Genomic DNA, 13,285 nt, shown 5'->3' with positions numbered 1-13,285 from the left:
GGATGCCAAAGATCATCAGGATCGGGCCATCGGGCACGGAGTCGCCGGCCCGATCCGGCCGGCCCGATCCGGCCGGCCCGTCAGTGCCGGACCAGGCAGAACGGGTGCCCCGCCGGGTCCGCGTACACCCGCCAGCTCCGCTGTCCGTCGCCCTCGTCGAGGACCGTCGCCCCGAGGGCGAGGACCTCGGTCCGGGCCGCGTCCAGGTCCCGTACCTCGAAGTCGAGGTGGAACTGCTGGGGGCGCTCCGGGTCCGGCCAGGTCGGCGGGCGGTGGTCGGTGACGCCCTGGAAGCAGAGGACGAGCCCGCCGGGGGTGTGCAGCGTGGACCAGTCGTCGCCGAGGGACCAGCGCGGGTCGGGCCGGTCGACCTCGCCGCCGAGCACGGCGGCGTAGAACCCGGCGAGTGCGCGCGGGGCGGGACAGTCGAGGACGAGGCACTGCAGTGCGGCGATCATCCCCGGATCCTCCTACGAGGACGCCGCCCGCCGCGACTGCATGCGCACGGCGCCCATGCTCGCCCCGATGACCAGCGCTATCGCGAGCGCGTCGGTCGCCGACAGGGCCTGATGGAGGACGAGGAAGCCCGCGCCCGCCGCGATGGCCGGCTCCAGGCTCATGAGGATCGCGAAGGTCGGCGCGGGCAGGCGCCGCAGGGCGAGGAGTTCGAGCGTGTACGGCAGGACGGACGACAGCAGCGCCACCCCGAGGCCGAGCAGGATCGTCGACGGCACGAGGAGCTTGTCGCCGGCCTCCGCGATGCCGAGCGGCAGGCTGAGGACCGCGCCGAACGCCATCGCGAGCGCGAGACCGTCGGCCTGCGGGAAACGGCGGCCCGTGCGCGCGCTGAAGACGATGTACGCGGCCCACATGGCGCCCGCCGCGAGCGCGAAGGCCGCGCCGAGCGGATCGAGCCGGTCGAAGCCGCCGCCGGAGAGGAGGACGACGCCGCCGAGCGCCAGGCCCGCCCACAGCAGGTTGCCCAGCCGGCGCGAGGCGACCACCGAGAGGATCAGCGGGCCGAGGACCTCCAGGGTCACGGCGGCGCCCAGCGGAATGCGGTCGGCCGCCTGGTAGAAGAGGATGTTCATGCCGGCCATGGCGGCGCCGAAGGCGAGGATCGTGCCCCAGTCGGCGCGGCTGTAGCCGCGGACCTTGGGGCGGCAGACCGCGAGCAGCACGAGGGCGGCGAGCACGAGCCGGAGGGTGACGACACCGAGGGCGCCGGCGCGGGGCATGAGCAGGACGGCGATGGCCGCCCCGAACTGGACGGAGAGCCCGCCGGCGACGACGAGCGCGACGGGGCCGAGGCGCCCGCCGCCCTTGAGGCGCGCGGAGACCCCACGGGTCACCCGCGCCTCGGACGCCGAGGACGGCACCGGGGCCGTGACCGCCGGCGTCCTCTCCTTGACCGGGCTTCCCACCGGTGACCCCACTTCCCACACCGCAAAGAACAACGAACCGTACTGTCAGTACAACACACTGAACTGACGGCCGGATTCCCCGGCACAATCCCGCCAGGGTGCCCTTCCACGCTACGAGCCCGAGCGCGGCACCGGAAATGCCGACTTAGCTGCGGTTATGCTCCGAAGACATGAGCATCGAGCTGCGCCACCTCCGCTGTTTTCTGGCCATCGCCGAAGAACCCAGCCTGACCAGGGCCGCAGCCCGGCTCCACCTCACCCAGCCCGCCGTCTCCCGCACGCTCGCCGCCCTCGAACAGCACCTCGGCGCGCGGCTCGTCGACCGCTCCACCCACCACCTCGCCCTCACCGCCGAGGGCCGCGCCTTCCGCGACCGGGCCGCCGCCGCGCTCGCCGCCTTCGACGACGCCGTCGACCCGGCCCGCCTCCGCCACCGGCCGCTCCGCCTCGGGCACGCCTGGTCGGCCTTCGGCCCGTACACGACCCCGCTGCTCCGGCGCTGGCAGCGCCGGCACCCCGAGACCCCGCTCGAACTCCTCCGCGTCGACGACCGCACCGCCGGTCTCGCGCGCGGCGACGTCGACGCGGCCCTCCTCCGGGGCACGGTCGACGCGCCCGGGCTCGTCACGGAGGAGCTCGCCACGGAGGACCGGGTCGCGGCACTCCCCGCCGACAGCCCGCTCGCCGACCGCGCCGGGCTCACGCTCGCGGAACTGACCGCCCAGACGGTCGTCCTCAACACCGTCTCCGGCACGACCACCCTCGCACTGTGGCCGCCCACCGCCCGCCCCTCGGCGACCCTCACCGTCGCCAACACCGACGACTGGCTGACCGCCATCGCGGCCGGCCGGGGCATCGGCGTCTCCTCCGCCTCCACCGCCGCGCTCCACCCGCACCCCGGCGTCGCCTACCGCCCCCTGCCCGACGCGCCCCCGCTCCCGGTCGTCCTCGCCTGGCGCGACGCGTTCCCGCACCCGGCGACGGGCGCGCTGGTGGCGATGGCCCGGGAGATCGTCACCGAGGCGACGCACCCCACGGGCCGTACCCAGGACCCGCCGGAGCCCTACTCAGGACGCGACGACGAGCACTGACCCCGCTCCTCCTCCGTCATCGGCCCGGTGCGCTGGAAGAGCCGGTCGTACATGCCGGCCGCCGGACCCTCGAAGGTGCCGGTGAGGGTCTGCTCGCGGCCGTTCTCGTCACGGACGACGAAGGAGGCCGAACCCTTCTGGGTGGCCCGCTGGACCTCGACCCAGGAGACCTCGCCGGGCTCGATCCGCTCGGCGACGTCCCGGTAGTCGTACCGCGTCCAGGTGAAGGACGTCGGCGTGCGCCCGGCGCCGGACGAGGCGCGGGCGGTCCCGGAGGGCGCACGGACGGCACCGGAGGCCGTGCGGACGGCGAAGTCGGCCTGCCCGGCGGTGGCGTACTGCAGGGACCGGGACCGCTGGACGGTCCTGCGCGTGCAGTTCACGTACACCTCCCCCTCCATGACGGCCTTCTCGTACCCGCTCTCGCTCTCCCCCACCGCCATCTCCACCGTGCACGCCCAGCCCCCGTCGGCATCGTGACAGGTGCCCTCGTACCCGACGGCGGCCCGGACGTCGGAGCGGTACGGGGCGGCGGGCACGGGCCCGGCGGAGACGAGGGCGAGGACGGCTCCGGCGGCGGCGACGGCCGCGGTCGTAAGTGTGCGCATGCCCGCCCCAACGAACCCGGGACCCGGTCCCGTCACGGGGACGGCGCCGGGATCACCTCAACGGCGGAGGCGGCCCCGGCGCACGTCAAGATCCGGACGGTCCGGTTCCTCTGTCCAGCCCTTCCGCCAGCAGTTCCGCCAGATGACGGGCCCGGTAGTCCGTCAGGTCGCCGATCTGCGTCCGGCACGAGAAGCCGTCCGCCAGGACCTCGGTGGTGGGGGGCGCGGATCGGAGCGCCGGGAGGAGTCGGTCCTCCGCGCAGGCGGTCGAGACCTCGTAGTGGCCGGGTTCGAAGCCGAAGTTGCCCGCCAGCCCGCAGCAGCCGCCCGCCAGGTCGCCCGTCAGGCCCGCGCGGGCGCGGAGGCGGCGGTCGGCCGCGTCGCCGAGGACCGCGTGCTGGTGGCAGTGGGTCTGGCCGGTCACCTCGCGGTCGAGACGGGGTGGGCGCCAGCCGGGGGCCAGGTTCTCCAGGGCCTCCGCGAAGGTGGTGATCCGGTCGGCCAGGCCCGCGGCCCTCGGGTCGTCCGGGAGCAGCTCGGGCAGGTCGGTGCGGAGGGCCGCCGCGCAGGAGGGTTCGAGGACGATGACCGGGCCGTCCCCGGAGGACGCCAGGACGTCCAGGGTGCGGCGCATGACCCGGCGGGCCGCACCCAGCCTCCCCGTCGACACGTACGTCAGGCCGCAGCACACCCGTCCTTCCGGGAGCCGCACCCCCACTCCCGCGTCCTCCAGCACCCGTACCGCCGCCCGGCCCACCTCCGGCGCCAGGTGGTTCGTGAAGGTGTCCGGCCACAGGGTCGCCCGTGCCGGGCGGGACGACACCCGCTCCCCGAACCACGACACGAAGGAACGTCCCGCCACCCTCGGCAGCTCGCGTTCCGGCGTCACCCCCGCCAGCCGGGCACCCAGGCCGAAGGGCAAATGCGCCGCCGCGTTCACGCCCCTCCCGAACAGCGCCAGCCAGCGCGGCAGGCCGCCCATCGACCAGTGGGAGCGGGGGCGCGCGAGGGGGCGCCCCGCGTAGTGGCGGTCGAGGAACTCCGCCTTGTACGCGGCCATGTCGACGCCCACCGGGCAGTCGCTCCTGCACCCCTTGCAGGAGAGGCAGAGGTCCAGAGCCTCCCGCACCTCCTCCGACCGCCAGCCGTCCGTGACGACCTCCCCGAGCGCCATCTCGTGGAGCAGCCGCGCCCTCCCCCGCGTGGAGTGCTTCTCCTCGCCCGTCGCCCGGTAGGACGGGCACATGACCCCCGGAGTCGGGCCGGTCGTACGGCATTTGGCCACGCCCACGCAGGTCGCCGCCGCTCTCCCGACGCCCACCAGCGGCAGCCCCTCGAACCGCAGCCCCTCGTCCAGGCGCCTCGGCCGCACGAGCATCCCCGGGTTCAGGCCACCGTCCGGGTCCCACACGTCCTTCACCGCGCCGAACAGGCCGACGAGCTCGTCCCCGTACATCCTCGGCAGCAGCTCCGCCCGCGCCTGCCCGTCGCCGTGTTCGCCGGAGAGCGAGCCGCCGTGGGCGACGACCAGGTCCGCGACCGCCTCCGAGAAGCGGCGGAAGTCCCGCACCCCCTTCCCCGTCCACAGGTCGAAGTCGACACGGACGTGCACGCAGCCGTCGCCGAAGTGCCCGTACGGGGTTCCCCTGAGGCCGAAGTCGGCCAGGAGCGCGCGGAACTCGCGCAGGTACGCGCCGAGCCGGGCCGGCGGCACCGCGCAGTCCTCCCAGCCCGGCCACGCCTCCGTCCCGTCCGGCATCCGCGTCGCCGTGCCCGCCGCGTCCTCCCGGATCCGCCACAACGCCCGCTGCCCGGCCGGGTCCCGGACGACGGCGGCGTCCAGCGCGTCGGCCGCCTTCACCAGGGCCGAGGCCGGTCCGGCACCGTCGACCTCCACGAACAGCCAGGCGCCGCCCCTCGGCAGCTCCGCGCCCCGGCCCCGCACCAGGTCCGCCGCCATGCCCTCCACCGTCAGCGGCCCGTACGGGAGCAGGCCCGCCGCCGCGTCCGCCGCCGCGCTCTCGTCGGCGTACCCGAGGACGACGAGCACCGGCTCCGCCGGCAGCGGCACGAGCCGGACCGTCGCCTCCGTCACCACCCCGAGCGTGCCCTCGCTGCCGCAGAAGGAGCGGGCCACGTCGACGCCCCGCTCGGGGAGCAGCGCGTCGAGCGCGTACCCGGAGATCCGGCGGGGCAGCCCGGCCGGGTAGCCGGTGCGGAGGAGCGCGAGGCGGCCGTGGACCAGGTCCAGCAGGCCCGGCGGGGCGCCCGCGCCGTCCCGCCCCAGCGTCAACCGCGCGCCTGCGTACGTCACCACGTCGAGCGAGCGCACGTTGTCCGCCGTGGTCCCCCAGGCGACCGAGTGCGCCCCGCACGCGTTGTTGCCGATCATGCCGCCGAGGGTGCAGCGGCCGTGCGTCGACGGGTCCGGGCCGAAGGTCAGGCCGTACGGTCGCGCCGCCTCCCGCAGCCGGTCGAGGACGAGCCCCGGGCGGACGACGGCCTTCCGTACCTCGGGGTCCGGGTCCAGGGAGACGATTCCGGCCATGTGCCGTGTGAGGTCGAGCACCACGCCCGTGCCCGTCGCCTGTCCTCCGATGGACGTCCCGCCGCCCCGCGCGACCACCGGCGTGGTGCCGTGCTCACGGCACACCTCCAGGACCGCGGCGACGTCGTCCGCGTCGCGCGGCGCGACCGTACCGACCGGCACACGGCGGTAGTTGGACGCGTCCATCGTCGCCAGGGCCCGTGCCGTGACGGAGAAATCGACGTCCCCACGGACCGCTTTCCGCAGCTCGGAGGCAAGGTGCGCGGCGCTTTTCTCGTCTGTTACCACAACGTCAGGATGTCCCAGTTCTTGTCTCATCGTGCGGACGTCCGGCGACCGGCCCCTCTCCGACCCGCTACTCTCCGGCTCGTGGCTGAGATCCGGATTCCCGCTGACATCAAGCCCGCCGACGGCCGTTTCGGCGCGGGCCCCTCCAAGGTGCGTACGGAGGCGCTGGACGCCCTGGCCGCGACCGGCACTTCCCTCCTCGGCACGTCCCACCGCCAGGCTCCGGTGAAGAACCTGGTCGGCGAGGTACGTGCCGGCATCTCCGACCTGTTCTCCCTGCCCGAGGGTTACGAGGTGATCCTGGGCAACGGCGGCTCCACCGCCTTCTGGGACGTCGCGACCCACGGTCTGATCGAGAACAAGTCGCAGCACCTCACCTTCGGCGAGTTCTCCTCCAAGTTCGCGAAGGCCGCCAAGCTGGCTCCCTGGCTTGCCGAGCCGACCGTGATCTCCTCCGACCCGGGCACGCACCCGGAGCCGGTGGCCGAGGCGGGCGTCGACGTCTACGCGTACACGCACAACGAGACCTCGACCGGTGTCGCCGCCCCGCTGAAGCGGGTCGCGGGCGCCGACGAGGGCGCGCTCGTGCTGGTCGACGCGACCTCCGGCGCCGGCGGTCTGCCCGTCGACATCGCCGAGACCGACGTCTACTACTTCGCCCCGCAGAAGTCCTTCGCCGCCGAGGGCGGCCTGTGGCTCGCGGCCTTCTCGCCCGCCGCCCTGGAGCGCGCGCAGAAGATCCACGCGTCCGGCCGGCACATCCCCGAGTTCTTCTCGCTGCCGACGGCGATCGACAACTCGCTGAAGAACCAGACGTACAACACCCCCGCGCTCTCGACCCTCTTCCTGCTCAACGAGCAGCTGAAGTGGATCAACGGCCAGGGCGGTCTCGACTGGGCCGTGGCCCGGACGAAGGAGTCCTCGGACGCGCTGTACGGCTGGGCCGAGGAGTCCAAGCACGCCTCCCCGTTCGTCACGGACGCGGCGAAGCGCTCGCAGGTCATCGGCACGATCGACTTCTCCGACGACGTCGACGCGGCGGCCGTCGCCAAGGTGCTCCGCGCCAACGGCATCGTCGACACCGAGCCGTACCGCAAGCTCGGCCGCAACCAGCTCCGCATCGCGATGTTCCCGGCGATCGACCCGGCGGACGTCCGCGCGCTGACGGCGTGCATCGACTACGTCATCGGCCAGCTCTGACCGTCGACCGTCGACCGTCGAAGGGCCCGGCATCCCCCTGGGGGGCGCCGGGCCCTTCCCGTCTCACGCCGTCTGCGCCTTCACGTGGTCGATCACTTCGTTGAACTCCTCGGTCGGCGAGAACTCGACGACGTCGACGTCCTCCAGCGCCTCGGGCGCGTGGCCGGGCCCCCAGTAGTAGGCCTGCCCGGCCTCGTAGATCCGCTCGCCGTCGGCGTACCGCATCCTGATGCGGCCCTTGAAGAGGTATCCCCAGTGCGGGCACTGGCAGAGGTCTCCCTCCAGGCCCTTCAGGGCCGGGCCCAGGTCGGTGCCCTGGGGAAGGTGGATGAAGGCGAGGGTCATGCCCCCGCCGATCTCCTGCAGGCGGATGTCGACGCCGTCGCCCCCGAGCGCGACCGGGGTGTCCTCCCGGGTGAATGAGGTCATGCCGCCACCTCCGCGGGTTTTCCGGTCCCCTTCCAGTCTCGCCCCTCCCGGGCTCACCGGCCCGCCGACCCCGCCGCCGGCCCCGGCGGCCCGCCGACGCCGGCCCCCGGCGGTCGGCCGCGCCGCAGCTCGTCAGCCTCGCCGCATGAGGCGCTTCGCGCCGAGGACGAGGACCGTCGCGCCCGCGAGGACCAGGAAGCCCTTCGTCGCGCTGCCGGTCGGCTCGTCCGTCCCGCCGCTCGCCCCGGGGGAGGACGTCCCCGGCGGCTTCGGGCTGCCGGACCCCTGCTCCTGCCCGCCCTGCCGGTCCACCCTGACGACCGGGCTCTCCTTGCCCTCCGTGCCGAACATGAACGCCGAGCCGTCCGTCGTGTACGTCACCGACTCCGCCTGCGCCTGGAACGGGGCGCCCGGCGAGGTGCCGTCGCCCTCGATGCGGCCGTCCTTCCAGTCGTACTCGCGGGCGCTGAAGTAGCTGCGCAGGACGAGCTTTCCGCCGTCGGGCGAGAAGGCGCCGTCGGTGACCCAGGGGACCTCGCCGACCGGCTTGAAGACGTTGGTGCCGGAGGCGGAGAGCTTCTCGGGCCCGGCGTAGAGCTTGCCGCCGCCCTCGCGCTTGCTCGCGACGTAGACCCGGCCGGTCTTCGGATGCACCATCAGGGCCTCGGCGTTGCGCGCCCCGTCGGCGTACTTCACGACGTACTGCGTGGCCTTGACCTTCTGGTCCGTGAGGGTCTTCGGCTCGGGGAAGCGGTAGATCCAGACGTGGTCCCAGGAGCCGTCGAGGTTGTCGCCGATGTCGCCGACGTAGATGTCCCCGTCGGGGCCGACGGAGATGGCCTCCATGTCCCTCGGGGTGCCGACCCCGGTCATCGTGAGGGTCGCGACGGTCTCTCCCGTACGGGAGTCGACGCCGTAGACCAGGGGCTCGTCCTGGTCGTTGTGCGTCCAGTAGATCCCGGGGTGGGCGCGGCTCGCGGCGAGGCCGCTGGACTCGGTGATCCGGGGGTCCTTGATCGTGAAGTCCCGGTCGGGTTCCTGCCCTTCGGCACGGGCATGGCCGGCGGGGAGCAGGGCCAGGACCGCGGCCGCGCCCAGGGCGCACAGAGCAGTTCGCATGCCCCCAAGCCTGCCACGGGCCCCGGAAACACGCTTGACCTGCACGGAAGCCACTGTCATGGTCGCGATCATGCCTACCTTCACCTCGCCGGACGGCACCCTTCTCGCGTACCACGTGTCGGGCTCCTTCCCCGGTTCCGGTCCCGTGCTGCTCTGCCTCCCCGGCGGCCCCATGCAGGACTCGGCCTACCTGGGGGACCTGGGCGGGCTCACCGCCTTCCGCACGGTGGTCCGGCTCGACCTGCGCGGCACGGGCGCCTCGGCGGCGCCGGAGGACCCGTCCTCGTACCGCTGCGACCGGCTGGTGGCGGACGTGGAGGCGCTCCGCGTCCACCTCGGGCTCGACACGGTCGACCTCCTCGGGCACTCGGCGGGCGCGAACCTGGCCGCGCTCTACACGGCCGCGCACCCGGAGCGCGTGGCGCGGCTCGTCCTGGTGACCCCCGGCACGGCGGCGGTCGGCCTCGACACGAGCGGCGAGGAGCGCCTCGCGGCGGCGAAGCGGCCGTGGCGCGAGGAGGAGCCGTGGTTCCCGGAGGCGTACGCGGCGCTGGAGGACCTGACGTCGGGGCGGGGCGGGCCGGAGACCTTCGCGGCGGTGGCGCCGTTCTTCCACGGGACGTGGGACGAAGCCGCGCGGCGGCGGAACGCCGACACGGTGACGCAGCGGAACGGCGAGGCCGCCGGGGTGTACGCCGGCGAGGGCGCGTTCGCGCCGGAGGCGACGCGGGCCGCGTTCGCGGAGTTCGGGCGCCCCGTGCTCGTCGTCGCGGGCGAGGGCGACGCGAACACGCCCGTACCGACGGCGACTGCGTACGCGGAGCTGTTCCCGCAGTCCGCTCTCGCGGTGCTCGACGGGGCCGGCCACTTCCCCTGGCACGACGACGCGAAGTGGTTCGCGACGACGGTCGACGGCTTCCTGGGCTGACTCACCGGCGCGGTGGTGGCCCGGATCACGTACCGGCCCCGCGCGGCGGTCCGGGATGATGTGGCCATGCGTTTTCTGTTCGTCGGCGACAGCATGACCATCGGACGCGTCGGCGACTGGACCTGGCGCTACCGGATGTGGCGGCACCTGGAGGCCACACTGCCCGGCGCGTACGAGATCGTCGGCCCGCGCACCGGCCTGTACGACCCGACGGCCCCCGACGAACCCGGCGGCGTCGAGGCCTACGCCGACCCCGACTTCCCCGCCCCCGCCCGCCGCCACCTGGCCGGCTGGGGCGAGGGCTGGCTCCACATGGCGCCGGTGATCGGGGAGACGGTCGGGGCGACGGGGGCGGACGTGCTGCTCATCTCCCTCGGCCTGATCGACCTCGGCTTCTACACGAACAGCGACCAGACCGAGGAGAACGTCCGCGCGTTCGTCGCGGCGGCCCGCGCCGCGAACCCGCGCGTCCGGGCCGTCCTCCTGCCGGTCATCCCGAACGTCCGCGCCGAGTACGACGCCCCCTTCGCCGCCGAGTGCGCCCGCTTCAACGAGCTCCTCGCGAAGGCCGTCGCCGACCTGGACGCCCCCTCGTCCCCCTTGCTGCTCGCGACGGTCCCGGAGTCGTACGACATCCACACGGACACGTACGACGGGACGCACCCGGGCGTGACGGGCGAGCACAAGCTCGCGTCCGCCTTCGCGACGGCGATGCACCAGGCGTGGGGCCTGGGCGGCGCCTACGCCCACTGAAACGGCGCGGAGCGCGCACGGGGGACGGAGGCGTCCCCGGCCGATCACCAGGCGAAGGCCTCCGGCGACGGGCCCGGGCCCGGGAAGATCACGTCCAGCTCCGCCAGGAGCTCGTCGCCCAGCTCCAGCTCCAGCGCGCGGAGCGCCCCGTCCAGCTGCTCCGGCGTGCGCGGGCCGACGATCGGACCCGTCACGCCCGGGCGGGTGAGGAGCCAGGCGAGACCGACCTCGCCGGGCGCGAGCCCGTGCTTGTCGAGCAGGTCCTCGTACGCCTGGAAGCGCGCCCGGATCACCGGGTCGGCGAGGCTCTCCGCCGCGCGGCCCTCGGTCCGGCGCCTGCCCTCGGTCTCCTTCTTGAGGACGCCCCCGAGGAGGCCGCCGTGCAGGGGCGACCACGGGATGACCCCGAGCCCGTACTCCTGGGCCGCCGGGATCACCTCCATCTCGGCGCGCCGCTCGAAGAGGTTGTAGATGCACTGCTCGCTGACGAGGCCGACCGAGCCGCGCCGGGCGGCGACCTCGTTGGCCTGGGCGATCTTGTAGCCGGGGAAGTTGGAGGAGCCGGCGTAGAGGATCTTGCCCTGCTGGATCAGGACGTCGACGGCCTGCCAGATCTCCTCGAAGGGGGTGGCGCGGTCGACGTGGTGGAACTGGTACAGGTCGATGTAGTCCGTGTTCAGCCGCTTCAGGCTGGCCTCGACCGCCCGGCGGATGTTGAGCGCCGAGAGCTTGTCGTGGTTGGGCCAGGCCTCGCCGTCGAGGCCCATGTTCCCGTAGACCTTGGTGGCGAGGACGGTCTTGTCGCGGCGGCCGTCACCCTTGGCGAACCACGAGCCGATGATCTCCTCCGTACGGCCCTTGTTCTCGCCCCAGCCGTAGACGTTGGCGGTGTCGAAGAAGTTGAGCCCCACGTCCAGCGCCGTGTCCATGATGGCGTGGCTGGTGGCTTCGTCCGTCTGGGGCCCGAAGTTCATCGTGCCGAGAACGAGGCGGCTGACCTTGAGTCCGGTGCGTCCGAGCTGCGTGTACTCCATGGGGAGCAAGCCAACTGCTTCGAGTCCGCTCGAAGCAAGGGGTTACTGTCCCGTCACCGCCGCCACCGCGATGATCGCGAACATCAGAACGAGCACGCCGGCCATGATTCGGTTTCGGGTCTTCGGATCCACCCGTCGAGGTTAACCCGCTCCTCCGCCCCGCCCGTCCCCTCCCCCCGCCCCGAGGGGCCAGGACTCGACCGCCTCGTACCGCGGCTGCTCGCCCCGCACCCCGCTCACCGGCAGGTTCGAACGGACGAGGACCAGCTCCCGGGCCTGCCAGCGGGTGCCCTCGAAGGCGGCCAGCTCGTCGAGGAAGGGCCGCAGGTCGACGGCGCCCGCACGGGACCGGGCCAGCGTCACGTGTGCCTGGTAGCGGCGGTGCTCCTCCATCGCGACCCCGGCCCGGCGGGCCGCCGCGTCCGCCCGCTCGGCGAGCAGCCGCAGCTCGTCCAGGTCCCCGGCGACGCCCGCCCACAGGGTCCCGCGGCCGAAGTGCCCGCCGCCGTGGAGGCGGAGCGGGAGCGGCGGGGTGCGGTGGGCGGCGCGGGCGAGACGGGTGCGCAGCTCGGGGAGGAGCTCCTCGTCGACCTCGCCCATGAAGGCGAGCGTGAGGTGCCAGCCGGGCCGCGAGGTCCAGCGGAGCGCGTCGGCGCCGGGGAGCGCGTGCAGCCGGTCGGCGGCGCGGGCGAGCTCGGCGAGCTGCTCGGCGGGCGGCAGGACGGCCGCGAAGAGCCTCATGGTCAGAAGTGTCGCAGCGGATAACCTCGGCGGCATGAAGATCCGTAAGGGCGGGGCCGATGACCTCCCCGCGATTCTCGCGATACTCGACAGCGCCGTGACCTGGCTGAACGGCAGGGGCATCACCGCCCAGTGGGGCACGGAGTCCTTCTCCGCGCGCCCGGCGGCGGTGGAGCAGGTGGAGCGGACCATGGCCGAGGGCGACCCGTGGATCGTCGAGATCGACGGCGTACCGGCGGGGACGATGACCCTGACCCCGCACCCGGGCAAGCACGTCCCGCCGGCCGACGAGCCCGAGGTGTACGTCCGGCTCCTCGCGACCGACGCGCGCTTCCACGGCCACGGCGTCGGCGCGGCCCTCCTCGCGCACGCGGCCGAGGAGACCCGCCGCCAGGGCGTCTCGCTGCTGCGGGTGGACTGCTTCGCGGGCAGCGAGGGGCGGCTGGTCTCCTACTACGAGGGCCAGGGCTTCACGCGGACCGAGCCGTTCGCGGTGGGCGAGTGGCGGGGTCAGGTGCTGGAGCGGCGCATCAGCCGTGATACGTGATGTAGCCGTTCCCGTCGCGGTCGTTGGCGCTCTTGGAGTACGCGTGCACGTCGGCGTAGGCGCCACCGGGCTTCAGCAGCTTGATGGTGTCGCGGTCGTTGTTCCACATGAAGTTGCAGTTGTTGCGGTAGGCGACGTTGCGGGCGTCGGACTCGGTGCCGTAGTTGCCCCGCAGGTTCACGTAGTCGCCCGGCTGCAGGTAGTGGTTGATCCGGAAGACGTACGTGTTCCCCGCCGCGTCCTTCACGGTGTAGCCCTTGAGGTTCACCGTGGCGGTGCGCGAGTAGTTCTTGATGCTGACGTACTCGGCGGCGGTGTTGCCGGTGGAGCACGCGTTGGAGTCCCGGCCGGGGGCGTCGTACTGGATGCCCCTGATCTTCAGCGCGGAGGAGTACTCGGCGGCGTGGGCCGGAGCGGTGGAGAGGGCGGCGAGCGCCCCGACGGCGAGGGCCGGGGCTATGACGCTGAGCTTGCGCAAGGTGTGTCCTCCTGGGGGATTCCCGTGGTGCCCATGACAGGGCGGCACAGAAGATACACAGAACGCTCACGAACGGGCCTCGCGCGGGCGGCAGTTT

14 protein-coding genes are annotated in these 13,285 nt (G+C 73.5%); 5 read left to right on the top strand and 9 right to left on the bottom strand.

Going from position 1 to position 13,285, the window contains the following annotated elements; genetic code table 11:
• Positions 1 to 80 precede the first annotated feature (80 nt).
• Positions 81 to 458 (bottom strand): VOC family protein, encoded by a 378-nt coding sequence (locus AB0G79_RS04020; RefSeq protein WP_360799742.1) that lies wholly within the window; start codon positions 456 to 458, stop codon positions 81 to 83.
• Positions 459 to 470: 12 nt separating this feature from the next.
• The gene (locus AB0G79_RS04015) at positions 471 to 1,352 is read right to left on the bottom strand and encodes an EamA family transporter (RefSeq protein WP_360800573.1); all 882 of its coding nucleotides are present in this window, start codon (positions 1,350 to 1,352) and stop codon (positions 471 to 473) included.
• A 242-nt stretch (positions 1,353 to 1,594) separates the two neighbouring features.
• Here AB0G79_RS04015 and AB0G79_RS04010 point away from each other — a divergent pair, with 242 nt between their 5' ends.
• The gene (locus AB0G79_RS04010) at positions 1,595 to 2,515 is read left to right on the top strand and encodes a LysR family transcriptional regulator (protein ID WP_360799739.1); all 921 of its coding nucleotides are present in this window, start codon (positions 1,595 to 1,597) and stop codon (positions 2,513 to 2,515) included.
• Here the strand turns inward: AB0G79_RS04010 and AB0G79_RS04005 are convergent.
• Both AB0G79_RS04005 and AB0G79_RS04000 read right to left on the bottom strand, forming a co-directional pair.
• Positions 2,488 to 3,123 carry a hypothetical protein gene (locus tag AB0G79_RS04005; protein WP_360799736.1) on the bottom strand — a complete coding sequence of 212 codons (636 nt, stop codon included), beginning with the start codon at positions 3,121 to 3,123 and terminating at the stop codon, positions 2,488 to 2,490. The genes AB0G79_RS04010 and AB0G79_RS04005 overlap by 28 nt on opposite strands.
• Positions 3,124 to 3,208: 85 nt before the next feature.
• On the bottom strand, positions 3,209 to 5,989 hold the full coding sequence (locus tag AB0G79_RS04000; protein WP_360799733.1) for an FAD-binding and (Fe-S)-binding domain-containing protein: 2,781 nt from the start codon (positions 5,987 to 5,989) through the stop codon (positions 3,209 to 3,211).
• 51 nt (positions 5,990 to 6,040) lie between these two features.
• On the opposite strand from AB0G79_RS04000, the gene serC reads away from it, so the two are divergent.
• Positions 6,041 to 7,159, top strand: a complete 1,119-nt coding sequence (gene serC, locus AB0G79_RS03995) for a phosphoserine transaminase (protein WP_360799730.1) — start codon at positions 6,041 to 6,043, stop codon at positions 7,157 to 7,159.
• A gap of 63 nt (positions 7,160 to 7,222) precedes the next feature.
• Here serC and AB0G79_RS03990 read toward each other — a convergent pair whose 3' ends face one another.
• Both AB0G79_RS03990 and AB0G79_RS03985 read right to left on the bottom strand, forming a co-directional pair.
• Positions 7,223 to 7,588 (bottom strand): hypothetical protein, encoded by a 366-nt coding sequence (locus AB0G79_RS03990; RefSeq protein ID WP_360799727.1) that lies wholly within the window; start codon positions 7,586 to 7,588, stop codon positions 7,223 to 7,225.
• Positions 7,589 to 7,720: 132 nt separating this feature from the next.
• Positions 7,721 to 8,707 (bottom strand): WD40 repeat domain-containing protein, encoded by a 987-nt coding sequence (locus tag AB0G79_RS03985; RefSeq protein WP_360799724.1) that lies wholly within the window; start codon positions 8,705 to 8,707, stop codon positions 7,721 to 7,723.
• 70 nt (positions 8,708 to 8,777) lie between these two features.
• Here AB0G79_RS03985 and AB0G79_RS03980 point away from each other — a divergent pair, with 70 nt between their 5' ends.
• Positions 8,778 to 9,635 (top strand): alpha/beta hydrolase, encoded by an 858-nt coding sequence (locus AB0G79_RS03980; protein ID WP_360799721.1) that lies wholly within the window; start codon positions 8,778 to 8,780, stop codon positions 9,633 to 9,635.
• A 66-nt stretch (positions 9,636 to 9,701) separates the two neighbouring features.
• Positions 9,702 to 10,388 carry a GDSL-type esterase/lipase family protein gene (locus AB0G79_RS03975; RefSeq protein ID WP_360799718.1) on the top strand — a complete coding sequence of 229 codons (687 nt, stop codon included), beginning with the start codon at positions 9,702 to 9,704 and terminating at the stop codon, positions 10,386 to 10,388.
• Between the two features lie 44 nt (positions 10,389 to 10,432).
• Here AB0G79_RS03975 and AB0G79_RS03970 read toward each other — a convergent pair whose 3' ends face one another.
• Positions 10,433 to 11,422, bottom strand: coding sequence for an aldo/keto reductase (locus tag AB0G79_RS03970; RefSeq protein ID WP_360799715.1), 990 nt, complete (start codon positions 11,420 to 11,422; stop codon positions 10,433 to 10,435).
• Between the two features lie 141 nt (positions 11,423 to 11,563).
• Entirely contained in the window at positions 11,564 to 12,163 is a 600-nt protein-coding gene (gene thpR, locus AB0G79_RS03965) for an RNA 2',3'-cyclic phosphodiesterase (protein ID WP_360799712.1), read from the bottom strand.
• 34 nt (positions 12,164 to 12,197) lie between these two features.
• Here thpR and AB0G79_RS03960 point away from each other — a divergent pair, with 34 nt between their 5' ends.
• Complete coding sequence (locus AB0G79_RS03960; protein ID WP_360799710.1) at positions 12,198 to 12,710, top strand: GNAT family N-acetyltransferase; 513 nt, start codon at positions 12,198 to 12,200, stop codon at positions 12,708 to 12,710.
• Here AB0G79_RS03960 and AB0G79_RS03955 read toward each other — a convergent pair.
• Positions 12,694 to 13,188, bottom strand: a complete 495-nt coding sequence (locus AB0G79_RS03955) for a lamin tail domain-containing protein (protein ID WP_360799707.1) — start codon at positions 13,186 to 13,188, stop codon at positions 12,694 to 12,696. The two genes, AB0G79_RS03960 and AB0G79_RS03955, sit on opposite strands and share 17 nt — an antisense overlap.
• Positions 13,189 to 13,285: the final 97 nt, after the last annotated feature.

It is taken from the genome of Streptomyces sp. NPDC020807, from assembly GCF_040641575.1.
In the GTDB taxonomy this organism is placed as follows: Bacteria; Actinomycetota; Actinomycetes; order Streptomycetales; family Streptomycetaceae; genus Streptomyces.
Note: the sequence above shows the minus strand (reverse complement) of the source record. Positions and strands in the feature narration are given on the sequence as shown.

Excerpts from the sequence above, each read along its gene's own strand:
- AB0G79_RS04020 (WP_360799742.1), bottom strand. The coding sequence starts at position 458 with ATGATCGCCGCACTGCAGTGCCTCGTCCTCGACTGTCCCGCCCCGCGC.
- AB0G79_RS04010 (WP_360799739.1), top strand. The coding sequence starts at position 1,595 with ATGAGCATCGAGCTGCGCCACCTCCGCTGTTTTCTGGCCATCGCCGAA.
- AB0G79_RS04005 (WP_360799736.1), bottom strand. The coding sequence starts at position 3,123 with ATGCGCACACTTACGACCGCGGCCGTCGCCGCCGCCGGAGCCGTCCTC.
- AB0G79_RS04000 (WP_360799733.1), bottom strand. The coding sequence starts at position 5,989 with ATGAGACAAGAACTGGGACATCCTGACGTTGTGGTAACAGACGAGAAA.
- AB0G79_RS03990 (WP_360799727.1), bottom strand. The coding sequence starts at position 7,588 with ATGACCTCATTCACCCGGGAGGACACCCCGGTCGCGCTCGGGGGCGAC.
- AB0G79_RS03985 (WP_360799724.1), bottom strand. The coding sequence starts at position 8,707 with ATGCGAACTGCTCTGTGCGCCCTGGGCGCGGCCGCGGTCCTGGCCCTG.
- AB0G79_RS03980 (WP_360799721.1), top strand. The coding sequence starts at position 8,778 with ATGCCTACCTTCACCTCGCCGGACGGCACCCTTCTCGCGTACCACGTG.
- AB0G79_RS03975 (WP_360799718.1), top strand. The coding sequence starts at position 9,702 with ATGCGTTTTCTGTTCGTCGGCGACAGCATGACCATCGGACGCGTCGGC.
- AB0G79_RS03970 (WP_360799715.1), bottom strand. The coding sequence starts at position 11,422 with ATGGAGTACACGCAGCTCGGACGCACCGGACTCAAGGTCAGCCGCCTC.
- thpR (WP_360799712.1), bottom strand. The coding sequence starts at position 12,163 with ATGAGGCTCTTCGCGGCCGTCCTGCCGCCCGCCGAGCAGCTCGCCGAG.
- AB0G79_RS03960 (WP_360799710.1), top strand. The coding sequence starts at position 12,198 with ATGAAGATCCGTAAGGGCGGGGCCGATGACCTCCCCGCGATTCTCGCG.